This window comes from Pseudodesulfovibrio cashew (genome assembly GCF_009762795.1).
GTDB classification, from domain to species: domain Bacteria; phylum Desulfobacterota; class Desulfovibrionia; order Desulfovibrionales; family Desulfovibrionaceae; genus Pseudodesulfovibrio; species Pseudodesulfovibrio cashew.
Genome location: NZ_CP046400.1, coordinates 2,909,947 through 2,934,024 on the forward strand (window position 1 = coordinate 2,909,947; position 24,078 = coordinate 2,934,024).

Here is a 24,078-nt window from a genome sequence, read left to right on the forward strand (position 1 = left end):
AGGGTTTAAACAAATCGAATGTGGCGGTCAAGAAAAAAAATTGACTTTTTTCATATTTCGCCTTCTTGATGAAACCGGATGTTAAAGGGGCCATTTTCTTGACTGGAAGCGTTATTTGGCTTACGCATTCAACGTCTCTTGCATTTTTCTAGACTTCTCAAGGGACAGGGAAAAATACATTGTCACAAGATAAGAAAAAAAATAAGAAAATCAAGCTTGCAACGAAGTCGCCTTACGCGGCCAAGTTTATGCCCATGCTCGAGGCCCTTCAGGCCAAGGACGAGTTGAACCCCGTCATTAAGACCCGTGTGGAAAAAGCGTGCGGTCTTTTGGACGAGAATATTCATCTTTACCCCAACGACTTCAAACGCGACACCGAGATCAAGGAGATCTGGGATCGCTTTGATGAAGTTGACGGTGATGCCCTTGAATCCTGCGGCGAACGGTTCGCCATTGCCGGACGGGTGGTTTCCTACCGCTCCTTCGGCAAGGTAACCTTTTTCCATGTTCAGGACCGGAGCGCCAGAATCCAGGTTTACGCCGCCCGCGACGAGTTGGGCGAGGAAGCCTATAAACGTTTTAAGAAGACGGACATCGGCGACATCGTCGGTATTGTCGGCGGCTTGTTCCGGACCAAGACCGGAGAGCTGACCGTCAAGACCTGCGAATTCAAGCTGGTGACGAAATCCATGCGACCGCTGCCTGAGAAGTACCACGGCCTGAAGGACGTGGAGACTCGCTATCGCCAGCGTTACGTGGATCTCATCGTCACGCCCCGCACCAAGGAGATCTTCAAGATCAGGACGGGCGTGGTACGCGAGCTGCGTAACTTCCTGGACGAGAAGGGCTTCATGGAAGTGGAAACGCCCATGATGCAGGCCATCCCGGGCGGCGCCACGGCAAAGCCTTTCGAGACGCACCACAACGCTTTGGACATGAAGCTCTACATGCGCATTGCGCCCGAGCTCTACCTCAAGCGTCTGCTGGTGGGCGGTTTCGAGCGTGTTTACGAGATCAATCGCAACTTCCGCAACGAAGGCATCTCCACCCAGCACAATCCGGAATTCACCATGCTGGAGTTCTACTGGGCGTATGCGAACTTCGAGGACCTCATGGACCTGACCGAGGAGATGTTTTCGCGCATCGCCGTGAAGGTCACGGGATCGTCCGTGGTGGAATACCAGGGCGATAAGATCGACCTCTCCGTCGGGGCCTGGACGCGCATGCCGTTCCATGAGTCCCTGGAAAAGATCGGCGGGGTTTCCCCCGAAGTCTACACCGACTATGAGCAGTGCAAGGCGCTGGTCAAGGAAAAGGGCGAGAAGGTCGTTGAAGGGGAGAAGCTGGGTAAGCTGCAGGCCAAGCTTTTCGATCTGCTGGTCGAGCCCAAGCTGGTGCAGCCGCATTTCATCTATCATTACCCGACGGACATCTCTCCCCTGTCCCGCAGGAATGAGGAGAACCCCGACATCACGGACCGTTTTGAGCTTTTCATGACGGGACGAGAAATGGCGAACGCCTTCTCAGAACTCAATGATCCCGCGGACCAGAGGGCCCGTTTCGAGGATCAGGTTGCGGAGAAGGAAGCCGGAGACGAAGAGGCCCACTTCATGGATGAAGATTACGTTCGCGCGCTCGAATACGGCATGCCGCCTGCGGCGGGCCAGGGCGTAGGCATCGACCGTTTGGTCATGCTGCTGACGGACAGTGCCTCCATCCGGGAAGTCATCCTGTTCCCGCTACTCAGACCGGAGGTTGGGTAAGGCGCAGCCGCCCACTAAAAGAATCCGTTTATGCGATTCGAATCGTTCGTAGCCCTGCGATACCTGTTCGCTCTGCGCAAGCAGTCGTTCATATCCGTCATTTCGCTGTTCGCAGTGTGCGGCGTGGCCATCGGCGTGGGTGCGTTGATTGTGGTCATCGGGGTCATGAATGGGTTTTCCTATGATCTCCGAGAGAAGATCCTCGGGGTGAATGCGCACATACTGGTCACTTCGGTCAGGGGCGGTATCAGTGATTACCGTGAGATGGCCGAGGAAGCGAGCCAGGTTGAGGGTGTGACCGGCGTGACACCGTTCATTTATTCCGAAGTGATGCTCTCCACCCGCAATGGGGTGAAGGGCGTCGTTCTTCGAGGCATTGACCCCGCATCCTCCAAGTCAGTTCTGAGCCTGTCCAAGGACATGATCAGCGGTGACGTGGCGAACCTTGAGGTTGGTGGAGATGCCCCTGGTATCATCGTCGGGTCGGAACTGGCCAAGCGGCTGGGCCTGACTCAGGGGTCGCAGGTGAACCTGCTTTCTCCGGCGGGCCGCTCAGGATCGGCTGGATTCACGCCAAAGGTCCGCAGGTTTGTCGTGGCGGGTGTCTTTCGCACCGGTATGTTCGAGTACGATTCGACACTTGGTTACGTGACCATCCCTGCGGCGCGTCAACTGCTCGGGTTCAAGGGAGATGTTGTTTCCGGCCTGGAGATCAGCGTGGATGACGTCTACAACGTGAAGAGCATATCCACGGCACTCAAGGACAAGATCGGTTCCTTTACAGTGTACGTACGCAACTGGCAGGACATGAACGCCAATCTTTTTGCCGCGTTGGAACTGGAAAAAACCGCCATGTTCATCATCCTGGCAATGATCGTGCTGGTGGGGTCTTTCTCCATTGTCACAACCTTGGTCATGCTGGTAATACAGAAAACCAAGGATATTGCGGTGCTCATGTCCATCGGTGCTGATAATAAAAGCATTCGGCGCATTTTCATGCTGCAGGGGACATTCATCGGGTTGGCAGGGACGTTTATCGGATTCTTGATCGGTGTGCCGGTAAGTTTGCTGCTGAAGAAATATCAGTTCATCAAGTTGCCGAGCAACGTTTATCCGGTGGATTACCTGCCTGTGCGGCTGGAGTCGATAGATCTGGCGGCCATTGGTTGTGCGGCATTTTTATTGTGTTTCTTGGCGACCATTTACCCGGCGCGCCGGGCTGCGGCACTGAGCCCCAGCGACGCCTTGCGTTATGAGTAAAGAACCTTTATACCGCTTGGTCGCCGTGGAGAAGGAGTTCGAAGGCCCTACTGAGGCTGTTCGTGTCCTTCGCAAGATAGATTTGACAATTGAGCGGGGGGAATCCCTGGCCGTGCTGGGAGCGTCCGGTTCGGGCAAGACGACTCTGCTGCACATGCTCGGTACGCTGGACGAGGCTTCGGCCGGAAAAATTTTTTTGAACGGCGTTGATCTCTCCTCTTTGGACAACCGTCAGCGGGCAAGGGTACGGAATCGCGACATTGGATTCGTGTTTCAGTTCCATCACCTGCTGCCGGAGTTCTCCACCTTGGAGAACGTAGCCATGCCTGCCTTTATTTCGGGCATGGGAAGGAGCGAGGGGTTGCGGTTGGCCAAGGAAGCATTGGACATGGTTGGCCTTGCGCACAGACTTGAGCACAAGGTCACGACACTGTCCGGGGGAGAGCGGCAACGGGCCGCCATCGCGAGGGCCATTTTGCTCAGGCCCAAGGTGCTTCTGGCTGACGAACCCACGGGAAACCTGGATGAAGACAACGGCACAAGGATAGGTGACTTGTTGGTTTCTCTTAATAATGAATTGGGTATGACATTTGTTGTCGTCACGCATAATCCCGAACTCGCCGGCATGATGCACCGGCGTGTGGAATTGCGCTTAGGAGAACTCTATGCTCAGTAGTCGTTTTCGCAGTTTGGTGATCCCTGCCATCGCCGTTCTCATGATTGTACTCATGGTCGGTGGCCCGGTTCGCGCCGCAGAAAAGGTCACGCAGGACGTGAAGGTCGCGGTGCTACCTTTCGAGATCAACGCGGGCGAAGATCTTTCCTATCTCAAGGACAGCCTGCCCGAACTGCTGGGCGACCGCCTGCGCGAGGCCGGTTTCGAGGTGGTGGACAATGCGGAAGTGACCCGTCTGATCGAGGAAAAGGGCATCACCTCCATCACGACGAATACGGCACGGCAGCTCGGACTGCTCGCCGGAGCTGGTTTTACCGTTTACGGTTCGCTGAACCAGATCGGCGATGACCTCACACTGGATGCACGCCTGGTTGATTCTTTCCAGTCCACAACCGGCAAGAAGATTTCCGTGACCGAGCAAGGGTTGATTAACCTTCTGCCCGCCGTGGACGGCCTAGTGGACCGGATGAAGATGGATCTGCTCAGGCTCGATGTCATCGCAGAAGTTGACGTGGAAGGCACTCAGGTCCTGGACAAGGACGTGGTTCTCATGCGTCTGACCTTGCAGAAGGGTGACATGCTCTCCGCCAAGGCAGTTAATACGGCACTCAAGAATATTTATGATCTCGGTTACTTCGATGACGTTGAGGTCAAAGTGGATACTGTCCCCGAGGGCAAGAAGATCGTCTTCGTGGTCAAAGAGAAACCGCGTATCCAGGCCCTCGGTGTTCGTGGCTCCGACGCCATTGATTCCGAAGACATCATGGAAGCGATTTCCACGAAGAAGGGCGGTCTCGTCAACCCCAAGGTTCTCGCCGATGATATCCGTGTCATCCGCGAGATGTACCGCAAGGACGGCTACTACAAAGCCAAGGTAACCCATGAGATAGAGGATACCGGAACCGGCGTGGCGCGACTGACCTTTGTCATCGACGAGGGCCCCAAGCTGTATATCGAGCAGGTGGTTATAGACGGTGCCAAGCAGATGGATCCGGATGATATTAAGGACGTTCTGGCGCTCAAGGAACGCGGGATGTTCTCGTTCTTCTCCAATAGCGGCGTGCTCAAGGAAGAACTTCTTGACCGTGATGCGGCCGCCATTCAGGCCTTCTACCAGAGCAAGGGATTTATCGACGTCAAGGTCGGCCGTCCTGAGGTGGAAATCAATGATGACGGCATCAAGGTCATCTACCAGGTATGGGAAGGCGAACGGTACAAGATGGGGGAAACCCTGTTCAAGGGCGATCTTATCGACGACAGGAATCGCTTGTTGTCCGTAACTTCGATCGATTCGCTCAAGGAAGAGGACGAATATTTCGACAGGACAATGCTGAAACGTGACGTGGATGCCTTGACCAACCATTACAACAATTATGGTTACGCCTACGCGGATGTGCAGGTAAACCTCAAAGATGATTCTGAAAAAAGGATTGTCGATGTCGTCTATACCATTACCAAGCATCAGCGTGTCCATATCCGTCGGGTCCTTATCGAGGGCAATTCGATCACTCGCGACAACGTTATTCTGCGCGAAATGCGTCTTGCCGACGGCGATATGTTCAGTGGCAGCAAGCTCAAGCGTTCCCACGCCAGGCTGACCAACCTGGATTACTTTGAAAAGATCGACATCTCTCCGGTTCCCACTGGTAATCCCGAAGAGATGGACCTCATGGTCAAGGTAAAGGACAAGTCCACGGGAAGAATCGGCGGTGGCATCGGCTATTCCACCTATGAGAATGTCTATCTGGCTGCCAACATCACCGAGGCGAACCTGTTCGGCAAAGGATATAACCTATCCCTCAATGCCGCATTCAGCAGCGTTAAGACGTCCTTTACATTGTCATTCAGGAATCCGCACATTAATGATACCGATGTTGGATTCAGTACTGAGGTGCACCGCAGGGCAACGGAGTACAGTACTTATGACAAGTCTTCCACTGGCGGCAGCATGTCCTTTAGCTATCCTGTTGGCGAATATTCATCTTTGGCTTGGGGCTATACCGGAGACTATTATGTCATCAGCGATGTTGATGACGATGCTTCCGACACTGTCAAGGATGATAAAGGATCGCATTTCCTGAGTCAGCTATCCGGTTCTTTCAGTAGGGATACCAGGGATTCCTTCCGGAATACGACGACTGGAACAAGGACTGCTCTGGGTATTCAGTTCGGTGGTGGACCGCTGGCTGGTACGGATGACTTCGTCAAGTATACCGGCGAATTCGGCTGGTGGACACCGATCTTTGAAGAGGTTGTTTTCCATTCCAAGTTCTGGGCCGGATTCCTGCACAAGAACTTTGGTGGAGACACGGTGCCCACCGACCAGCGTTTCGAGCTTGGTGGTATCAGTACTGTGCGTGGTTATTCGAATTATGCCATCACGCCGCTGGATTCGGATGATTCCTCCGAAGGTGGTACCAAGGCGTTTTATACGAACTTGGAGTTCAAGCGGCTGTTGAGCAAGGAATACGGCATCAGTTCGCTGCTCTTCTTTGATGCAGGTAACTCCTGGAAGGAAGATGAAATGATATTCTCTTCCCCGACCCGAAAGGGGACGAGCCCCAGCTTCGGTCTTTACAAAAGTGTGGGCGCAGGTATCAATTGGTATTCCCCAATGGGGCCGATCGGTTTCGTGTACGGCTACGGTATGGACAGGATCGGTACCAGCGGACGTCACAAGATCGAGTTCCTGATGGGACAGCAATTTTAAGCGCAGTCAATCTCAAGGAGAAGTGATATGAAAAAAGCATTGTTTATGGCCGTTGTCTTTACGTTGGTTCTTTCCGCCACCGCCTATGCGGAGCCTAAAATCGGCATCGTCAACATCCAGGCGGCTGTTCTTAATTCCGATTACGGCAAGGAAATCGCCAAATCGATGCAGCAAAAGTTCGAGCCCATGCAAAAGGAGCTTGAAAAAGAAGCAGCAGAAATTAAAAAATTGGAAGACGAACTGAAGAATCAGAATGTGGCGCTCAAGCTGGAAGCCCGCCAGGATCGCCAGCGCGAGTTCCGTCGCAAGATTCGTGATCATCAGGACAGCCTGGTCGCTTTCCGCCAGAAGGTGCAGGCCGAGTCCGAGAAGCAGCGCCAGCCCATCCTTGAGAGGGTGATCAAGGTGATCGACGAGTATGGCAAGTCCAATGGCTACACCGTCATCATCGAATCGACCAATAACATTGTGTACGCCGCTGATGGCGTGGACGTGACCAAGGATATCGTCAACTCACTCAACAAGCTGAAGAAGGCTGGAAAGTAGTTTCCATGAAAATCATGCTGTCTGCCCTGGCTGAAAAGCTGGGGTTGGAATACACCGGGAGCGACCTGGAAATTACCGGCGTGAATACGCTGGAAAAGGCGCGTGAAGACGAGGTCTCCTTTCTTGTCAATCCCAAGTATGCTCCCCAACTGAGTGAAACCCGGGCCGGATGTGTTCTCACTTCCGGCCCGTACGTTGAAAAGGTCGAACGGGCCCTTGTCAGCGGCAACGTCTACATGGACTTGGCCAAGGTCGTTGAGATTTTTGCCGAGCCGCAGGGCTGCATGAGCGGGGTGAGCGAGCTTGCTTACGTCCACCCCGATGCCGTGGTGGATGAAAGCGCCACGATCTACCCCTTTGCCTTCATTGGCGCCGGGGCGGTCATCGGCGCGGGCACCCAGGTCTTCGCCGGGGCTTATGTCGGAGAGAAAACCTCGGTGGGAACCGGTTGCATTCTCTACCCCAACTGCGTCCTCATGGGCGGTTTGACCGTGGGGAACGATGTCATCATCCAACCGGGTGCGGTGCTCGGCGGAGACGGTTTCGGTTTTGCCCAGACTCCGATGGGCCATATGAAGATTCCGCAGATCGGAAACGTCACGGTGGAGGATCGCGTGGAAATCGGTTCCAATGCCGCCATCGATAGAGCCGCATTGGATTCCACTCGCATCGGCATGGGATCCAAGCTCGATAACCTGGTGCAGATTGGCCACAATGTCGAAATCGGACAGCACTGCCTGATAATCGGACAAGTCGGTGTTGGCGGCAGTACCAAGGTCGGCGATGGTGTTGTTCTCGCAGGACAGGTCGGTGTTGCCGACAATGCCGAGATCGGGGACGGCGCCATGATCGGTGCACAGTCCGGAGTAGCTGGCAAAGTCGCTCCCGGCAGCAAGATGGCTGGTTCGCCGGTAATGCCTGCTGGAACCTTTCTGAAGGCCTCGGGCGTTTGCATGCCCAAGCTCCCCGACCTGTTCAAGCGGGTCAAGAAACTCGAAAAAGAGCTTGAAGCGCTGAAACGGACCGTAACCAACGGGGATGAAGATGAGTAACGAACACGTACTGGACATTCGGAAGATCATGGAGATGCTTCCTCACAGATATCCGTTCCTGCTGGTGGATCGGGTGCTTGAATTCGAGTCCGGAGTCCGTTTGAAGGCGTACAAGAACGTCTCCATGAACGAAAATTATTTCCAGGGGCATTTTCCGGGCCTGCCCGTCATGCCTGGCGTGCTGCAACTGGAGGCCCTTGCCCAGGCGGGCGGAATTTTCGTCATGAACTCCGTCGAGGAGTCTCTGGGAGACAAGATTTTTCTTTTTACCGGGCTGAATAAGGTTAAATTCCGCCGCCCGGTGGTGCCTGGAGACCGGCTTGAGCTTAACGTCTTTTACGAGCGGCACAAGCTGAACATGTGGAAAATGCGCGGTGTAGCCGAGGTCGACGGACAGGTGACTGCCCAGGGCGAGTTCTCTGCCACCGTGGCCAATAAAGGGGATATGTAGTGGCTACTGACATACATCCGAGCGCGGTCATCGATCCCTCCGCCGAACTGGGAGCCGATGTTCGCATCGGACCCTACGTCGTTATCGGAGCGGATACCAAGATCGGCGACGGGACCTGGATTGAATCGCACGTTGTGATCAAGTCCTATACGGAGATGGGGAAAAACAATCATATCCATCCTCATGCCGTTATCGGTGGAGAACCTCAGCATACTGCCTACAAGGGCGAAAAGACCTACACCCGTCTGGGTGATAATAACCAGATCCGCGAGTGCGTTACCATTCATCGAGGAACGGTGCAGGGCGCTCAGGAAACCGTGGTGGGATCCAACTGCATGCTGATGGCCTATGCCCATATTGCCCACGACTGTGTGGTCGGCGACAACGTGATCATGGCCAACTCGGTCAACCTGGCCGGACATGTCGAGGTGGGACGTAATGTCATCATCAGCGGCATGTCCGCGGTGCAGCAGTTCATCCGCATCGGCGAATATGCCTTCCTGGGGGGAGCCAGCGGGTACAAGCTTGACGTGCCGCCTTTCATGCTCGCCCATGGAGTACGTGGCATGCTGTTCGGCCCCAACCTCATCGGCCTTAAGCGCAATGGCTTCAGCACGGAAGCCTGCAAGGCGCTCAAAAAGGCGTACAAGATCATTTTCCGCTCTGGTCTGACCCGGGAAGAGGGCATGGCCCAGGCGGAAAAGGAACTGCCGGGCATCCCGGAAGTGGAGCGCCTCACGGCCTTCATTCGCGAGGCCAAGAAAGGAGTGACTCCCGATCACAAGCAGCGCAACTGCTCCGAGAGCCACGACGACTAATGAGTGAAGAAGCGACCACCATCGGCCTGATCGCCGGAGGACTCCAGTTTCCCATACTGGTGGCCAAGGGCGTCAAGGCGCACGGCGGCAGGCTGGTGGTGGCCGGATTCACCGGGCATACCAATATGGAGGTTGCCCGGTATGCCGATGTCTGGCAGGAGCTGAAACTCGGCAAGCTCGGCAAGCTCATTGATTATTTCAAATCCAACGGCGTGGAACGGATCATCATGGCCGGGACCATAGACAAACCCAAGGTCATGGATATCCGGCATTTGGACATGCGCGCCGTCAAACTCCTCTTCAAGCAGAAAAACAAGGGCGATTCCGCCATCCTCGGTACCCTGGCCAAGGAAATGGAGCGGGAGGGGATGCCTGTCATTCCTGCCCATGAATACCTTCCGGAACTACTCACGCCAGAAGGCGTCATGACTCGCCGGCAACCGGATGAGCGGGAATGGGAGGATCTTTCCTACTCTTGGAAGATCGCCAAGGAACTCGGTCGGATGGATATCGGCCAGTGTCTGGTTTCCCGCGAGGGTATCGTCTCCGCCGTGGAGGCGTTGGAGGGCACTGACGCCACCATCCGTCGCGGGTGTGAACTCGGCGGCAAGGGGTGTGTGGTGGTCAAGGTCTTCAAGCCTGGACAACAGGAGCAGGTCGACCTGCCCAGCTTCGGTCTCGGCACATTGGAGATCATGGCCGAGGGCGGCGCCACATGCCTTGGGGTCGAGGCAGGGAAGAGCCTGTTCTTCGACCAGGAAGAGAGCATCGCTTTTGCCGACAAACACGGCATCTCCATCGTCGGCTTGACCAACGATCAATTCGAATCCTGATTCCCCTTTTTTGCGGCATTCTTCTCGCATCAATCTCCGCTTCTTGCCAAGCCGGAGGCGATGTGCGATTCCTCATTGGAGTTTTGCGAATTATCGTCCCAACCTATTAGGGGCGGATCAAGGATATACAGCAATGAAAACTTCTTTGAAATGCATGCCGTGTTTCATGCGTATGGCGCTCCACGAGGCCGAATTAGCTTGCCCGGGAGACGAGGAATTGCATCGCGAAATCATCGTCGAGTGGGGACGTCGCTTGGGCGAATATGACCTGGGAGACTCGCCTCCGGCCCTTGCTCGGCATCTTGCTGAACTGATTCGTGAGAAGACCGGGTGCGGCGATCTGTACCTGGAAGACAAGCGGCAGGCCAATGCGCGGGTGCAGCAACTGATGCCGGAACTCAGGGCCATGATCGAAGCAGAACGGGGCAAGGATGGGGGCGATCCCCTGAGCCTTGTCCTCGAAATGGCCGTGGTCGGCAATTATATTGATCGGGGCGTTGACATCGACGTGGATTGGGAGGCTGAGTTGGCCTGCGTTTCCCAATCCCTTGACCCTGAAATCATGGCCGGTCTCCAGTCGCGGCTTAAGAAAGGTGCAGATGTGCTCGTTCTCGGAGACAACACCGGGGAGATAGTACTCGACACTCTGTTGGTAGAAGAGTTGCAGCGGCTGGGCTGCCACGTCACCTACGCGGTCCGTTCCCATCCCGTCATCAACGACGCCACCATGGCAGATGCAGAAGCCGTAGGTCTCACCGCTTTGTGCGAGGTAGTGGAGAGCGGTGTGGACACTCCGGGCACCGTCATTGAGCGCTGTTTCCCGGATTTCGTAGAGCGCATGCGCCAGGCCGATGTCATCCTGAGCAAGGGCCAGGGCAATTTCGAGGCGTTGGAGGGTGTCTGGCCAGGGGTTTTCTGCGCCTTCAAGGTCAAATGTGAGCGTGTGGCTCGCGACGCGGGCCTGCCTCTGGGGAGTTCGGCATTGCACATTACCACAAATTCGTCCGTTTGTTCTTGCGAAATGGAGAAGTAACGTGCTCCGACGTGCTTGGATTATACTTGGTGAGATCACGGTTGCCCTCGTCATTGTGGCGGCCGCGATTCTTCTCTGGGCTTCCTGGTACGTGGATACGGACGAGTTCAAGGACAACTTCGTCAAGGTTGCCGAACAACTGACCGGCATGCCCGTGCTTCTACGTGGTGAGTTGAATGTCGCGGTGTATCCTGGCGTTTCGCTTGAGGTACTTGATCTTGCCGTGCTCGGTGACGAGAAGTTCGGCAGTGAACCGCTGATGGAGTTCGACACCCTGCGGGTGAGCGCCCGCCTGTTACCGCTGCTGTCAAAGCGCTTCGAGCTGCACTCCATCCTGGTCGAGGGCATGCGCATCAACATCCTCAAGTCTCCGGACGGCGAGCTCAATTGGCAGTCGGTGCTGGATCGGCAATCCAGGCTGGCATCGCTTCCCGAATCAGGAGGGGAGAGCGCTTCGGACATCACCCTAAGCGATTTGGAGGTCGTCAATGCATCGATTGCCTATCGGGACATGGCAGATAATCAGACAATCAGCCTGCAAGGTATAGCCATTCGAACCGGCGCCATCGAGGCAGGCCGTGACATACCCTTTTCCGCCACCAGCATGCTGACGTGGAAATTGCCTGGCATTAACGCCAGATTCGTGCTCAAGGGAATCATCGAGCCCGGAGGCGATGGGAAGGGATTCCAGCTTCGAGACGGCAATCTGTACGCTTCTGTGGGTGGAGCCTTTTTGCCAAAGGGGGCTAGTCCTGGCGAACTGTTGGCTAATGTGGACCTGGATTGGGAAAAGAAGAGGCTGGCCTTTGAGAACGTGACGCTTAGGCTGCTCGGCCTTCAGGGGGAAGGGGAAATCAGGTCAGGCAATTTGAACGAGGGAGTTCATTTTGACGGGCGACTCCACATCAAGCCATTCTCGCCTTCGTTTCTGGCCAGACGTTTTTTCCCGAACATTAGTTCCGAGGCCTTGAAGGGGCTTGGAACAGGCGAATTTTCAACAGTGTTCAGCGTGGATCAATCCGGCTTGGCACTGCAGGAAACAACGGTTTCCGTAGGCGAGACCGTCCTTACGGGTGAGCTGCGGATGCAGGACTACGCCAAGCCTGTATTTACGTTCGACGCCAAGGGCAATCGTGTCGATCTGGAACTTTTCCAATCCTTCTCCGCTTCTAACGCTCCTCTGGTCTGGGGAGATATCCCGTTGGACGCGCTCGCCGTATTTCGAGGAAGCGGCAGCCTGCGTTTGGGCCACCTGAAATTTCGGGGAAAGGCTTTTGAGAATGTCAGTCTCAAGGTCGGAGCACGGGATGAAGGGCTATCGTTCGAGCTTGAAGCCGGGACCGCGAAAGGCGACACATTCATGGCGCAGTCAGATTTTCTCGTAGATCGGAAGAAAGGCTCCCGGATTCCCACCTTGGGCGGTACATTGCGCCTGCGAGCGTCGACTGCGGAGCAGGGCGTCCCGTTTTTGTCCTTCTCTAGCCTCTCAACCACAGGTCCCGGCAAATTTGATGGTGATTTTTCTTTTGCCTCGGTTCCTTGTACCCCGGCGGGATTGGTCCGGGATATCCTCGCTTATGTCAAAACAGACGCAACTTTGTCTCTAGGGCCGGGAAATGGGACGTTCCGCCAGGAAAAAGTCACCCATTCGCTTCGCTATGCAGGATTGGAAGGCTCTTTCAAATTCGTTCCCCGAAAACAGGAATTGGGCGGCGTATTGAATTATGACGCGGATATCTCACTGCGAGGGAATGGTGAGGGACGAGTGGACAGCTTTTCCCTGTCGGCCCAGGGACCGCTGGCCTTTGCCATGGAGAGCGGTCATGCCGCCAGCTCCGGTTTGCAGTGCAAGGGCGGGGCGGCCGGCACTCTGTCGGGTAAACCCAGTCGAGTCAGTGCGAACGGGTTGATCTCATTCGATACGGCGAGGCGCTCCGTTGCCGCCCGCAACGTTAGGGCCAAGGTGCTGGAATCCTCCGTCGGTGGAGAGGTGCAGCTGAGCGACTGGAAGAGTTTGAAGGGCACTGGCAGGCTGGATGTGCCGGGTGCCAACGTTCGGCGCATGATCTATCTCCTGACGGATGTTCGGCTTCGGACCATGGATGTCAATGCCTTGGGAAAGGTGCGCTTATCGACGGATTTTTCATTTGATGACAAGCAGTTTCGTCTGGCCAATCTCAATGGTGATGTCGATGGCACCCCGTTCGAGGGGGTGGTGGATGGCAAGGGATATATGTATCCTAAGCTCTCCTTCACACTGAAGGCCGGCAAATTCGACCTGGACCGCTACCTGCCGCCTTCGACCGGCCCGACGCCCGAGGAGAAACGGGCTGGCAAGGTGCACAAGGCCCCGCCTGTGGACCTGCCTCTCGTTTTCCTGCGTGCGCTCGATTTGAGCGGCGATGCCCGGTTTGAGGAATTCAAGCTGGCCTCCATGCGCACAAGAAATCTGACCGGGCACATTGAAGCGGAAAAGGGGAAGATTTATATTTCAAGGCTGCACGGCGATTTTTACGAAGGAATTTTGACCGGCGAGTGGACCGGACTGATTCGGGCCAGGGACTTGATTACCCGTCTGCAACTGCACGCGAAAAATGCCCAGGCCGGACCGCTCATGAGAGATCTGGCTGAGCGCGAGTACCTTCGGGGGAGGACGAATCTCGATTTCGACCTTACCAGCAAGGGGGGCACGGACGACGACATCGTCAGGAATTTGAGCGGCAAGGCTCGGGGAATGATCAACGATGGCTCCTACAAGTTTTCCGGCTACAGGGACGTGCCTGCGGACCCGCAGCAGAAGGACACCGTGCTGGTCGGCGGTACGCCCTCTCGTGCAAACCAGAGGACTTCGTTCAAACGTGCCGAGGCATCCTGCGCGGTGAATCAGGGGATTTTCGAGGTTGAAGCCCTGAGCCTGGAGGCCCCGCCCATTCTTCAGTCTACCGGCAAGGGGTGGTTTAACCTGCCTGACGACTCCATTGACCTCTCAATTCGAAATGATTTCGTGGCGGTGCCAAGCGTGACGGTTCGCATCAGCGGAAGATTATCCGATCCCGAGATAAACATTCCCAAGGGAAAGATCGTCAACGACACGGTGCGCAATATTCTCAACCTGCCAGAGAAGTCCTTCAAATTCCTGCGCGATTTGTTCAATTGATACGCGGCGGCTTGCCTGGCGGGCGAAGAATGGGATATGGTCCCTTTCAGCAGAATTTATCCGTTTTCATGGAGCAGACATGACCCCGGCAAAGCTCGCACACACCTCACGGGAGATGAAACGTCATTTTTCCGAATCCATCTGGGTCCGTAACGCCCCGGATACTCCCGTTCTCGTTCGCCTTTGGCGGGGGGCGTGTCGCCTTTTGTATCTCATCTTTTTTGGGTTCATGCAGGATCAGTGCATCAGTCGCGCCGCAGCCCTGACCTTTACGACAATCCTATCCATCGTTCCGTTTCTCGCCGTGGCCTTTTCCATTTCCAAGGGGTTCGGGTTGCAGAACACCGACACAATGCGCGTCTGGGTCCTGCGTCTGACCACGGGGAAACCCGAGGTGGCCGACAAGATCATCGAATACATCGACCGGACCAACGTTCAGGCTCTGGGATGGGTGGGCGTGGCCACACTGCTGTTTACGGTGCTGTCCCTGGTCGGGACCATTGAAAAGGCCTTCAACACCATCTGGCACGTGGAGAAGGGACGCTCCACCTGGCGCAAGGTGGCGGACTTCTTCCCTGTCATCGTCTTCGGCCCGATCATTCTGTTCGTGGCGTCCAGTTTCAACGTCAGCCTGCAGAACCAGCAGATCGTGAATACGGTCCTGAGTGTGGAGACCATCGGGTATCTGGAAACTCTTTTTCTGAAAATGACGCCGTATCTGCTGATCATCCTGGCCTTCACCATGATGTACGCCTTCATTCCATATATCCGCGTCAGGTTTTCCTCGGCGGTCATCGGCGGAGCGGTGGGTGGCGTTTTGTGGCAGCTGGCGCAGTGGGGCTACATCAACTGGCAGATCGGGGCGGCCAAGTACAACGCCATTTACGGCAGCTTCGCCCAACTGCCGGTTCTGCTCATGTGGATTTATATAAGTTGGGTCATAGTGCTGCTGGGAGCGGAGGTCAGCTACGCCTGGCAGAACATCAATTCCTTCGTCAAGCAACGCTATTTCGGTCAGGCTACGCCGTTTGAGAGGCAGAAGATCGCCGTGCTGATGATGATTGTGCTGGCCAAGCGGTTTCACGATGGCAAGCCGTTGCCGTCAGTCGAGGAGATATCCGACGGGCTTATGGCTCCGGTCTCCCTGGTGTCCGATCTTTTCAATCTGCTGCAGAGGGCGGGGTATGCCATTCTGACAGAGATCCAGGGCTGTGAGGTCTACGCCCCGGCCCGCAGTCTGGACCATGTGCGTGTTCTGGACATCGTCCGCGTTATCAATATGGACGGGGAGAATCGTATCTTCAAGGCGTTCGCCGAGAAGTTCGGTTTTCTCGACAAGCTGTTCGCCCAACTCGGTGAGGCTACGAGAGAGAGCGAGGCCAATCTGACCCTGCTGGAGTGCGCTGACAAATATCCGAGCTATGTGTTGGACATCGCACCGGAACAGGGCGCGGGCGAATGTCATCACGCGGTGGCCGATACGGATCTGTAATCCGGGCTGGCTTCCGGCGTGAAATTAATCCGTTGAGCGGTACGCGCCTCCTGCCAGGTAATACAGAGTTTTGGCAAACTCCATGATCAGCCTTTGCGCCGAACGCTGATCCTTCCACCACTTCGTCTCGAAAGCTCCCTCTTTGGTAGCCATGACCGTGATGTCACATTCGGGCAGCAGGTCGTCGAGGATTATCTTTACCCTTTTAGTGTGCTCTGGAGAGGTGACCACGAGCAGGGACACCCGCTTGCCATTAAGGTGTTTTTTTAAGGCCTCTATTTCTTCAAGCGTGCTGACGTGACCGTTGCCGAAGGGTTCCAGTTTTTTGGTGTCCCCGCCTAGCACAGACACCAACCTGCGCACGAATTCCATTCTGGGATAGTCGGGGAAGCCTATCAGCCATTTGGTTCTGTCGAGTGGAGTGGGAGGATATTCCTTGGACATGCTGATCAGGATGACGGGCGCATATCCCTGCTTGTACAACTCCACGGCTTCGATCAGCCTATTGTCGTTGCCGGCCAGCGGGAAGATGTAATCCGCCTTGATCGGCGGCTCGTCCACGCGCATCCAGTATCCGGCGAAGGCGGCCAGACCCACACCGGCAAGCATGACGACAACAGTCAGTGCGCCGATGGCCTGAAGCATTGCGCGAACGAGTTTTTTCATGGCTCTTATCCCTTTGCGTACGCGGCTTCGTATTTGGCCTTGAGTTCGGCGAAGGTGCCGTTTTCGATGGCCGCTCTTATCTGTTTCATCAGATCCAGGTAAAAGTACAGATTGTGGTAGGTGTTGAGGCGGTAGGAGAGCAGCTCCTTGGCCATGTACAGGTGGCGCAGGTATGCCTTGGTGAAGTTGCGGCAGGTGTAGCAGCCGCACTCCGGGTCCAGAGGAGAGTCATCCTCGGCGAATTCGGCCCGCTTGATGTTGATCTTGCCCTGGGATGTGAACAGGGTGCCGTTTCTGGCGTTGCGGGACGGCAGCACGCAATCGAACATGTCCACGCCTGCGGACACGCCTTCGAGGAGGTCCAGTGGGGTGCCAACGCCCATGAGGTAGCGCGGCTTGTCTGACGGCATTTTCGGCGCGATGTGGTGGAGGATGTCGTACATCTCCTTAGTTGATTCGCCCACGGACAGGCCGCCGATGGCGAAGCCCTCAAAGTCGATCTCCCGCAACTGCTCCAGGCTTTTTTCTCGCAGGTCCTTATAGAAGCCGCCCTGGACGATGCCGAACATGATTTGGCCGCCGCTTCCCTTGGGATAGTGGTCCCGGCAGCGTTTGGCCCAGCGGGTGGTCATCTCCAGGGATTTGTTGGTGTAGTCCTTGTCCGCGCCATAGCCCACGCACTCGTCGAGCACCATCATGATATCCGAACCGAGGTTCTTCTGGATGTCGATGGCCTTTTCCGGGGAGAAGAAATGCTTGGAGCCGTCGATGTAAGAGCGGAATTCAACGCCCTCTTCGCTCAGCTTGCGGATTTCCTGGAGGCTGAAAACCTGGAAGCCGCCGGAGTCGGTCAGGATGGGCCGTTTCCAGTTGGCGAACTTGTGCAGACCTCCCCGGCGTGCCACCAGGTCGTCGCCCGGTCGCAGGTATAGGTGGTAGGTGTTGCCAAGGATGATCTGGGCGTCCATCTCCTCCAGGTCCAGGGGGGTCAGGGATTTCACCGTGCCCTGGGTGCCCACAGGCATGAAGATAGGGGTCTGGATATCGCCGTGCGCCGTGGTCAGAGTGGCGCGTCTCGCCTCGCCGTCGGTGGCGTGGATTTTGAAATCACCGGGGGTGCTCATTTATTTCACTCCCTTTTTCGGACAGATGTCGTTTAATTCGCACTCATCGCATTTGGGTTTGCGGGCAGGGCAGACCTCGCGGCCGAAGAAGACGAGCAGATGGTTCACATCGCCCCATTGCTCACGGGGATAGAGCGGCATGAGATCCTTCTCGATCTGGATGGGGTCGGTTTTGGTTGTCAGGCCCATGCGGAAGGCGAGCCGCTTCACATGGGTGTCCACGGCGATGCCCTCGTTTACGCCGAAGGCGTTGGCAAGGACGATGGAGGCGGTCTTGCGCGCCACGCCGCCCAGGGTGATGAGTTCGGCCATGGTCTTCGGCACCTCGCCGCCGTATACCTCCATGATCCTGGTGGCCGCAGCCTTGAGGTTTTTGGCCTTGTTGCGGAAGAACCCCGTGGAGCGGACCACGTCCTCGATGTCGGTGACGTCGGCCTCGGCCACGTCGCTTATCTCCGGCCACCGCTCGAAGAAGACGGGTGTGACCATGTTCACCCGTTCATCAGTACATTGGGCAGAGAGCGCAGTGGCCACCAGCAGTTCCCACGGCGTGGACCAGTGCAGGGCGGGCTCGGGCGAGGGATAGCGTTTGGCCAGCCGGTCGTATATTTCCTTTGCGCGTTCTTTCTTTCGCATGAGGTCTCCTTTCGCCGCTCTGGTTAGCACCTGGCGTCATGCGACTCAAGTGCCGAGTGGAGCGGATTCCCGTTGCGTCCTCCACCAAAGCATGTATCCTGAAGGCAGGACCATACGGGAGGGAACATGTCCGAGGTATTCATGTACGTGACCTGTGAAAGCGAAGACCAGGCCGGAATCATAGGAAAGGCGCTGGTGGAAGAGCGGCTGGCGGCCTGCGTGAACATCCTGGGCGGTATGCGGTCACTCTACTGGTGGGACGGGGCTGTACAGCAGGGGGATGAAACCGTGCTCATAGCCAAGACGCGCGACGACTTGACGGACGCGGCAACGGATCGGATCAAGGCACTGCATCCTTATGAGGTGCCGTGCGTGGTCTGCCTGCCCATCACTGGCGGCAATGACGATTTTCTTGAATGGATCAGGGCGGAAACCGGCCGGAAGTAAGGCGGGCCGTTGACTCCCCGGCGACAACCCATTACCCTCGCGGCCACTAAAACGGTATCTTCAGGAGGAAGAATGCAGATCTATATCACCGGGTCACTCGCCTTTGACCGCATCATGACCTTTCCCGACAAGTTTTCCAATCATATCCTGCCGGATAAAATACATATTTTGAACGTCTGCTTCCTTGTGGACGGACTGGATGAGCGGTTTGGCGGCACGGGCGGGAACATCGCCTACAGCCTGGCGCTGCTCGGAGAGAAGTCGGTCCTCCTCAGCCAAGTGGGTAAGGACTTCGCTTCCTACGACGAGCGTCTGCACAAGGTGGGCATCTCAGTGGAGGGCATCCGCACCATCGAGACCGAGTTCACTGCGGGCGCATACATCACCACCGACCAGTCGGACAACCAGATTACCGGCTTCAACCCCGGCGCCATGAAGTATCCCAGCCAGTACGATATGAGCAGGATCGATCCGTCCGAGGCTCTCGGTATCATTTCTCCCGGCAATCTCGGAGACATGATCGACCATCCCCGCTACTATCGGGAAAACTCCATTCCGTTCATCTTTGACCCCGGCCAGCAGATCCCGGCCTTTACCGGCGAGCAGTTGCTGGAGGCCTTTGACGGTGCCGAGATTCTGATCACAAACGACTACGAACTGGAGATGATCCTCAACGCAACCGGATTGACCAAGGACGAGGTTCTGGATCGCGTGGCCTATCTCATTACCACCTTGGGTGAGCACGGTTCCGTGGTCAACTGCAATGGCGAGGTGACCGACATCCCTGCCGTGCCCGTGGACGACGTGGTGGACCCGACCGGCGCGGGCGACGCCTTCCGCTCCGGCCTGCTCAAAGGGCTGGCCATGGGAAAGACCGTTGCCGACTCCTGCAAGCTTGGTTCGGTCTGCGCTGCCTACGCTGTTGAGAAGAGCGGCACCCAGGAGCATTCTTTCACCTTGGAGGAGTTTACGGCGCGCTACGAGGCGAGCTTCGGCCCGCTGGAATGATTCCGGCGAGGGAAGGGGACCGGTTTGCCGAGAAGGCCGTGGGAAAATGCGGGCTGTGTAGCGGGTGACCGTTTGTCGCAGCCTGCCAATCACCAGCCCGGGAGGTTCCCGTGATCGAATTGAAGATCGAGTCCATCAAGCGGTATCTGCAACGCGCGTTCGGCGATGATGCCCGGCTCATCGGAGCGGGTGACATCGGCAACCTGGACGAGCAGGGAATGAAGGGGTTCGGCTACGGCAAGCCCCTTCTCATCCGGTTCGAGGTCGGAGGCGAAGAGCGGGAGGCCGTGCTGTCGGTCATGAAGGGCGACAAGTACGGCCACCAGTTCTATTGGGATCGCGCCGCCATTCTCATGTTCCAGTACGAGACCTCGGCGCGCATGGAGCGTCACGTCCGTCCCCTGGGACTCGGCTACGTGAACGGTTCAGATACCCTCGTGCCGGTGGAGGACCCCAAGGAGTTCTTTATCGTCAACGAGAAGTTGGAAGGGTACGACTACTTCCTCGATCTAGACCGCATCAGGGGCGGCGACTTCCGCGAAACGGACGTGGAGTGCGCCAGGGATTTCGCCCGCTGGCTGGCCAGGATTCATGGCACCAAGCACGACGATCCCCACCTCTACTACCGCCGTATCCGCAACCTGATTGGTTCCAGCGAGTGCATTCTCGGTTTGGTGGACGAGGCCTACCCGCATCCGTACCCACCATTTACCGATGAGCGTTTCGTGGCTCTGGAAAAAAGACTCATTGACTGGCGATGGAAGTTGAAGGGATACGCCCACCGTCTCAGCGCGGTGCACGGGGATTTCCATCCCTGGAACATCCTGGCTACCGGAACCGGCGACTTTTCCGTCCTGGACCGCAGCAGGGGCGAGTGGGGCGAACCGGGCGGCGACCTGGCGACCATGGCTGTCAATTACCTGCTCTGGAGTCTCTACGATCACGATCGGTTGGCAGGCCCCTTCGAGGCCATGTACCGTGCCTATTTTGAGGAGTATCTGGAGCGGACCGGTGACAATGAGGTCCTGGAGGTCATGGCGCCGTTCTTTGTCTTCCGTGGGCTCGTCATAGCCTCGCCCGAGTGGTATCCAGACCATCCGGCCTCGGTTCGCGGCAGGTTGTTCAATCTGATGGTCAATGTGCTGGAGGACGAGGTTTTCGATTGGGAACATATCAACCGGTACATGGAGTAGGCCATGGGTGGGGCAAGCGACGGGAGGGCCATTTGGGTCGTGGGGCTGCCGGGATGCGGTAAGTCCACCCTGGTGCGTGGCATCCGGGACCATCTGCTGGCCCGGGGCATTGAACCGGTGATTCTGGAGATGGACCAAAAGCGGAAGGAATATTTTCCGGAACCCGCTTACACCGCCCAGGAGCGGGAGCGGGCCTATGCCATGTTCGTTGATGAGGCCGCCGAAATAGTCGGGCAGGGGCGGTTCGTGATCATGGATGGTTCCGCCTACAAGGCCGCGTTTCGGGAATATGCCAGGCAGCGCATTCCGCGGTTTGCCGAAATCTTTCTTCGTTGCCGATTGGAAACGGCCATGGAGCGCGAGGCTAATCGTCCTGGCGGGCTGGTCATGGCCGGAATGTATCAAAAGGCCTTGCGCCGACGTATCACGGGCGAGGTCGTTGAAGGGCTTGGCGAAGTCATCGGGGTGGATGTGCCCTTTGAGGAAAGTCCCCATCCGGAATTGCTTATCGACAACTCCAAAATGGACAAAACAACCTGCTTGGGAAAAGTTTTGCACTTTGTAGACGGCTGGGTTTCAGAAGCGTAGTCGCCGCATAAGGGACGAAAAGGGTCCTTGTAATATAACCGTTAAACGCCCGCCTTGCGGGCCGGAATATATAGATGAAATTTCATATCACCACTTTCGGGTGCCAGATGAACGTGCACGATTCGCAGTGGCTGGCCCGTGCCCTGGAGAGCCGGGGCTGGGAGGAAGCCGACGAGGACGAGGCACAGGTCTACGTGCTCAATACGTGCAGCGTGCGCGAGAAACCCGAGCAGAAAGTCTACAGCGAGCTGGGGCGGGTCGCGGCCCACCTCCAGCGAGACCCGGAAATTTTCGCCGCCGTGGGCGGGTGCGTGGCCCAACAGGTGGGCCGCGGCTTTTTTGAGCGTTTCCCTTTCGTCAAGCTGGTTTTCGGTTCGGACGGCATCGCCAATGCGCCCAACGCCTTGGAGCGGATTGCAGAGGGAAGCGATGAGAGGGTGGCGCTGCTCGACTTTGTGTCCCTGTACGAGGAACGGGAAGAGACGCAGACCCGGGTCGTTTCGGATAATCGCCAGGCGTTCGTCAACATCATGCAGGGGTGCGACAACTTTTGCGCGTACTGTATCGTGCCCTACACGCGCGGCAGGCAGAAGTCGCGGCATCCCGACGCCGTGCTCAAGGAGTGCCGCGAATTGGCCGCATCCGGGGTGCGAGAGATCACGCTGCTCGGACAGAACGTCAACAGCTTTGGCCTGGACAAGGGCGGGGCGGGCGTCAGCTTTGCGCAGCTTTTGTATTCAGTGGCGAGCATAGACGGCCTGGAGCGGCTTCGGTTCACCACTTCGCACCCCAAGGATATCGCGCCCGAGGTAATCCGTGCCTTCGGGGAATTGGATAACCTCTGCCCATCGCTGCATCTGCCCCTGCAGTCCGGATCGGACGTCTTGCTCAAGGCCATGCGCCGCAAGTACGACCGCAAGCGGTATTTGGAGATCGTGGACGGTCTCAAGGCGGCGCGTCCGGACATCGCCCTGACCACGGATCTTATCGTCGGCTTTCCAGGAGAGACTGAACAGGACTTCATGGACACCCTTGAGATGGTCGAGCGGGTAGGGTACGAGTCCAGCTTTTCATTCAAGTATTCCGACCGCCCCGGCGTGGCCGCCGTGAACATGGAACCCAAGGTGGAGCCGGAGGAGGCGTCAGATCGCCTGATGCGCTTGCAGACTCTGCAAAATAAGATTACTAGAGAATGTCTAAAGAAGCTTGAATCGACGGAAACCGTGGCTTTCATAGAGGGACTCAGCCGCAAACAGGACGGCGGAGACATCTGGTGGAAAGGCCGCGATCCGGCCGGAAGGATCGTCAACGTGGCCATGCCCGAACAGGACGGTTTGGTCGGGATGATGGTCCCGGTACGCATCGTCGAAGCCAAGAAACATTCGCTTTTGGGCGAAAGGACGGGCGAGCCATGGTAGAGATGGAAATCTTCGGACTGGCATTGGACGAGAATTCCAAGTCACCCATACTCATCCTCAAGGAGGAGGGGGGGCGCGCCCTGCCTATCTGGATAGGGGCCATGGAGGCCATGGCCATTTCCATGGCGCTGAACAAGGTGCCGTTCCCCAGACCCATGACCCACGACCTGCTCCTTTCCGCTATCCGCAAGATGGACGGCTCGGTCGTCCGTGTCGAAGTCACCGACCTCGAAAGCGGCACCTTCTACGCCGAAATCGTCATAGCCTCGGGCGAGGACACCATTCGGCTGGATTCCCGTCCGTCCGACGCCATAGCCCTGGCCGTGCGGGCCAAGTGTCCCATCCTGGTAGGCGACGGCGTGCTCGAAGAAGCTGGCGCTCCCATGCAGGAGGAGGGCGGCGAGGCGGTCATAAAGACCGAGGACGCCGACAAGTGGGCAGACGAGCTTGAGAAATTCTCCGAAGAAGAGACCAAATATAAAATGTAGGCAGACCATGATCGATTTGCACACCCATACTGTATTCAGCGACGGCGAACTCATTCCCGCGGAATTGGTCCGCCGGGCCGAGGTCATCGGGTACAAGGCCCTCTGCATGACCGACCACGCCGATGAGTCCAATATTTATTTCATAGTGGAAAATGTTCTCCGCTTTGTGAAGAAGCATGGCCACTTTTATGACATCAACATCATGGCCGGCGTGGAACTGACCCACATTGCGCCGCCGCTCATCGCCGAGATGGTCGGCAAGGCCCGTGATGCCGGCGCGCAGGTGGTGGTCATGCACGGAGAAACGCCGGTGGAGCCGGTTGCTCCCGGTACCAACCTGGCCGCCATCGAGGCGGGAGTGGATGTGCTCGCCCATCCAGGCCTGATCACCGACGAGGAGACCGCGTTGGCGGCGGAGAAGGGCGTGGCCCTGGAGATCACCACCCGGGGCGGCCACAGTTACACCAACGGTCACGTGGCGGCCATGGCCCGCAAGCACGGAGCCAAGCTGGTGGTCAATAACGACGCTCACGCCCCCAGGGATCTGGTGGGCGCGACCCTGCGCCGGACCATAGCACTCGGAGCGGGGATGACCGTTGAGGAGTACCGCCGGACAGAGGCCAATGCCTGGGAAATCGTGCAGAAATGCATGCGGTAGGCTTGTGACGGAGTGGCGAATTCTAGGAAATCAGAAAGGCCGTTGTCTCGTATGGCGCGGC

The 24,078-nt window shown here is 56.8% G+C and carries 22 protein-coding genes; 19 read left to right on the plus strand and 3 right to left on the minus strand.

Features of this window, described 5'->3' with window-relative positions; all coding sequences use genetic code 11:
- Positions 1-254 precede the first annotated feature (254 nt).
- The 12 genes from lysS to GM415_RS13255 all read left to right on the plus strand — a co-directional run bounded on the left by lysS (position 255) and on the right by GM415_RS13255 (position 15,791).
- Positions 255-1,763, plus strand: a complete 1,509-nt coding sequence (lysS, locus tag GM415_RS13200) for a lysine--tRNA ligase (protein ID WP_158950927.1) — start codon at positions 255-257, stop codon at positions 1,761-1,763.
- 30 nt (positions 1,764-1,793) lie between these two features.
- Positions 1,794-3,023, plus strand: a complete 1,230-nt coding sequence (locus tag GM415_RS13205; protein WP_158948924.1) for a lipoprotein-releasing ABC transporter permease subunit — start codon at positions 1,794-1,796, stop codon at positions 3,021-3,023.
- Complete coding sequence (locus tag GM415_RS13210) at positions 3,016-3,699, plus strand: ABC transporter ATP-binding protein (protein ID WP_158948926.1); 684 nt, start codon at positions 3,016-3,018, stop codon at positions 3,697-3,699. The genes GM415_RS13205 and GM415_RS13210 overlap by 8 nt, the downstream gene beginning before the upstream one ends.
- Positions 3,689-6,409, plus strand: coding sequence for an outer membrane protein assembly factor BamA (bamA, locus tag GM415_RS13215; protein WP_158948928.1), 2,721 nt, complete (start codon positions 3,689-3,691; stop codon positions 6,407-6,409). The genes GM415_RS13210 and bamA overlap by 11 nt, the downstream gene beginning before the upstream one ends.
- Before the next feature lie 27 nt (positions 6,410-6,436).
- Positions 6,437-6,955 (plus strand): OmpH/Skp family outer membrane protein, encoded by a 519-nt coding sequence (locus GM415_RS13220; protein ID WP_158948930.1) that lies wholly within the window; start codon positions 6,437-6,439, stop codon positions 6,953-6,955.
- Positions 6,956-6,960: 5 nt separating this feature from the next.
- Entirely contained in the window at positions 6,961-8,007 is a 1,047-nt protein-coding gene (lpxD, locus tag GM415_RS13225; protein WP_158948932.1) for a UDP-3-O-(3-hydroxymyristoyl)glucosamine N-acyltransferase, read from the plus strand.
- The gene (gene fabZ / locus GM415_RS13230; protein ID WP_158948934.1) at positions 8,000-8,458 is read left to right on the plus strand and encodes a 3-hydroxyacyl-ACP dehydratase FabZ; all 459 of its coding nucleotides are present in this window, start codon (positions 8,000-8,002) and stop codon (positions 8,456-8,458) included. The genes lpxD and fabZ overlap by 8 nt, the downstream gene beginning before the upstream one ends.
- A complete protein-coding gene (gene lpxA, locus GM415_RS13235) occupies positions 8,458-9,276 on the plus strand; it encodes an acyl-ACP--UDP-N-acetylglucosamine O-acyltransferase (protein ID WP_158948936.1) in 819 nt (272 codons plus the stop codon). Before fabZ ends, lpxA begins: the two co-directional genes overlap by 1 nt.
- Positions 9,276-10,109, plus strand: coding sequence for an LpxI family protein (locus GM415_RS13240; RefSeq protein ID WP_158948938.1), 834 nt, complete (start codon positions 9,276-9,278; stop codon positions 10,107-10,109). Before lpxA ends, GM415_RS13240 begins: the two co-directional genes overlap by 1 nt.
- Before the next feature lie 133 nt (positions 10,110-10,242).
- Positions 10,243-11,142 (plus strand): damage-control phosphatase ARMT1 family protein, encoded by a 900-nt coding sequence (locus tag GM415_RS13245; RefSeq protein ID WP_158948940.1) that lies wholly within the window; start codon positions 10,243-10,245, stop codon positions 11,140-11,142.
- 1 nt (position 11,143) lies between these two features.
- Complete coding sequence (locus GM415_RS13250; protein WP_158948942.1) at positions 11,144-14,299, plus strand: AsmA family protein; 3,156 nt, start codon at positions 11,144-11,146, stop codon at positions 14,297-14,299.
- 79 nt (positions 14,300-14,378) lie between these two features.
- A complete protein-coding gene (locus GM415_RS13255) occupies positions 14,379-15,791 on the plus strand; it encodes a YhjD/YihY/BrkB family envelope integrity protein (protein ID WP_158948944.1) in 1,413 nt (470 codons plus the stop codon).
- A gap of 24 nt (positions 15,792-15,815) precedes the next feature.
- On the opposite strand, the gene GM415_RS13260 is transcribed toward GM415_RS13255, so the two are convergent.
- The 3 genes from GM415_RS13260 to nth are packed head-to-tail and all read right to left on the minus strand — an operon-like array spanning position 15,816 to position 18,217.
- Positions 15,816-16,457 carry a YdcF family protein gene (locus GM415_RS13260; RefSeq protein WP_158948946.1) on the minus strand — a complete coding sequence of 214 codons (642 nt, stop codon included), beginning with the start codon at positions 16,455-16,457 and terminating at the stop codon, positions 15,816-15,818.
- Between the two features lie 5 nt (positions 16,458-16,462).
- Positions 16,463-17,581, minus strand: coding sequence for a tRNA guanosine(34) transglycosylase Tgt (gene tgt / locus GM415_RS13265; protein WP_158948948.1), 1,119 nt, complete (start codon positions 17,579-17,581; stop codon positions 16,463-16,465).
- Positions 17,582-18,217 (minus strand): endonuclease III, encoded by a 636-nt coding sequence (gene nth / locus GM415_RS13270; protein WP_158948950.1) that lies wholly within the window; start codon positions 18,215-18,217, stop codon positions 17,582-17,584.
- 126 nt (positions 18,218-18,343) lie between these two features.
- On the opposite strand from nth, the gene cutA reads away from it, so the two are divergent.
- The 7 genes from cutA (at position 18,344) to GM415_RS13305 (ending at position 24,017) form a co-directional block, all read left to right on the plus strand.
- A complete protein-coding gene (gene cutA / locus GM415_RS13275) occupies positions 18,344-18,664 on the plus strand; it encodes a divalent-cation tolerance protein CutA (protein WP_158948952.1) in 321 nt (106 codons plus the stop codon).
- A 72-nt stretch (positions 18,665-18,736) separates the two neighbouring features.
- On the plus strand, positions 18,737-19,672 hold the full coding sequence (locus GM415_RS13280) for a carbohydrate kinase family protein (RefSeq protein WP_158948954.1): 936 nt from the start codon (positions 18,737-18,739) through the stop codon (positions 19,670-19,672).
- A gap of 110 nt (positions 19,673-19,782) precedes the next feature.
- Positions 19,783-20,865 carry a phosphotransferase family protein gene (locus tag GM415_RS13285; RefSeq protein ID WP_158948956.1) on the plus strand — a complete coding sequence of 361 codons (1,083 nt, stop codon included), beginning with the start codon at positions 19,783-19,785 and terminating at the stop codon, positions 20,863-20,865.
- A 3-nt stretch (positions 20,866-20,868) separates the two neighbouring features.
- Positions 20,869-21,453: an adenylyl-sulfate kinase gene (locus tag GM415_RS13290; RefSeq protein ID WP_158948958.1), complete on the plus strand. Its 585-nt coding sequence runs from the start codon at positions 20,869-20,871 to the stop codon at positions 21,451-21,453.
- A 74-nt stretch (positions 21,454-21,527) separates the two neighbouring features.
- A complete protein-coding gene (gene miaB, locus GM415_RS13295) occupies positions 21,528-22,871 on the plus strand; it encodes a tRNA (N6-isopentenyl adenosine(37)-C2)-methylthiotransferase MiaB (protein ID WP_158948960.1) in 1,344 nt (447 codons plus the stop codon).
- Positions 22,865-23,359, plus strand: coding sequence for a bifunctional nuclease family protein (locus GM415_RS13300; protein ID WP_158948963.1), 495 nt, complete (start codon positions 22,865-22,867; stop codon positions 23,357-23,359). Before miaB ends, GM415_RS13300 begins: the two co-directional genes overlap by 7 nt.
- Positions 23,360-23,366: 7 nt before the next feature.
- The gene (locus tag GM415_RS13305) at positions 23,367-24,017 is read left to right on the plus strand and encodes a histidinol phosphate phosphatase domain-containing protein (RefSeq protein ID WP_158948965.1); all 651 of its coding nucleotides are present in this window, start codon (positions 23,367-23,369) and stop codon (positions 24,015-24,017) included.
- Positions 24,018-24,078 lie beyond the last annotated feature (61 nt).

What these genes read in the sequence shown, in the direction of transcription:
- lysS (WP_158950927.1), top strand. Translation starts at nt 255, where the DNA reads ATGCTCGAGGCCCTTCAGGCCAAGGACGAGTTGAACCCCGTCATTAAG.
- GM415_RS13205 (WP_158948924.1), top strand. Translation starts at nt 1,794, where the DNA reads ATGCGATTCGAATCGTTCGTAGCCCTGCGATACCTGTTCGCTCTGCGC.
- GM415_RS13210 (WP_158948926.1), top strand. Translation starts at nt 3,016, where the DNA reads ATGAGTAAAGAACCTTTATACCGCTTGGTCGCCGTGGAGAAGGAGTTC.
- bamA (WP_158948928.1), top strand. Translation starts at nt 3,689, where the DNA reads ATGCTCAGTAGTCGTTTTCGCAGTTTGGTGATCCCTGCCATCGCCGTT.
- GM415_RS13220 (WP_158948930.1), top strand. Translation starts at nt 6,437, where the DNA reads ATGAAAAAAGCATTGTTTATGGCCGTTGTCTTTACGTTGGTTCTTTCC.
- lpxD (WP_158948932.1), top strand. Translation starts at nt 6,961, where the DNA reads ATGAAAATCATGCTGTCTGCCCTGGCTGAAAAGCTGGGGTTGGAATAC.
- fabZ (WP_158948934.1), top strand. Translation starts at nt 8,000, where the DNA reads ATGAGTAACGAACACGTACTGGACATTCGGAAGATCATGGAGATGCTT.
- GM415_RS13240 (WP_158948938.1), top strand. Translation starts at nt 9,276, where the DNA reads ATGAGTGAAGAAGCGACCACCATCGGCCTGATCGCCGGAGGACTCCAG.
- GM415_RS13245 (WP_158948940.1), top strand. Translation starts at nt 10,243, where the DNA reads ATGAAAACTTCTTTGAAATGCATGCCGTGTTTCATGCGTATGGCGCTC.
- GM415_RS13255 (WP_158948944.1), top strand. Translation starts at nt 14,379, where the DNA reads ATGACCCCGGCAAAGCTCGCACACACCTCACGGGAGATGAAACGTCAT.
- GM415_RS13260 (WP_158948946.1), bottom strand. Translation starts at nt 16,457, where the DNA reads ATGAAAAAACTCGTTCGCGCAATGCTTCAGGCCATCGGCGCACTGACT.
- tgt (WP_158948948.1), bottom strand. Translation starts at nt 17,581, where the DNA reads ATGAGCACCCCCGGTGATTTCAAAATCCACGCCACCGACGGCGAGGCG.
- nth (WP_158948950.1), bottom strand. Translation starts at nt 18,217, where the DNA reads ATGCGAAAGAAAGAACGCGCAAAGGAAATATACGACCGGCTGGCCAAA.
- cutA (WP_158948952.1), top strand. Translation starts at nt 18,344, where the DNA reads ATGTCCGAGGTATTCATGTACGTGACCTGTGAAAGCGAAGACCAGGCC.
- GM415_RS13280 (WP_158948954.1), top strand. Translation starts at nt 18,737, where the DNA reads ATGCAGATCTATATCACCGGGTCACTCGCCTTTGACCGCATCATGACC.
- GM415_RS13290 (WP_158948958.1), top strand. Translation starts at nt 20,869, where the DNA reads ATGGGTGGGGCAAGCGACGGGAGGGCCATTTGGGTCGTGGGGCTGCCG.
- miaB (WP_158948960.1), top strand. Translation starts at nt 21,528, where the DNA reads ATGAAATTTCATATCACCACTTTCGGGTGCCAGATGAACGTGCACGAT.
- GM415_RS13300 (WP_158948963.1), top strand. Translation starts at nt 22,865, where the DNA reads ATGGTAGAGATGGAAATCTTCGGACTGGCATTGGACGAGAATTCCAAG.
- GM415_RS13305 (WP_158948965.1), top strand. Translation starts at nt 23,367, where the DNA reads ATGATCGATTTGCACACCCATACTGTATTCAGCGACGGCGAACTCATT.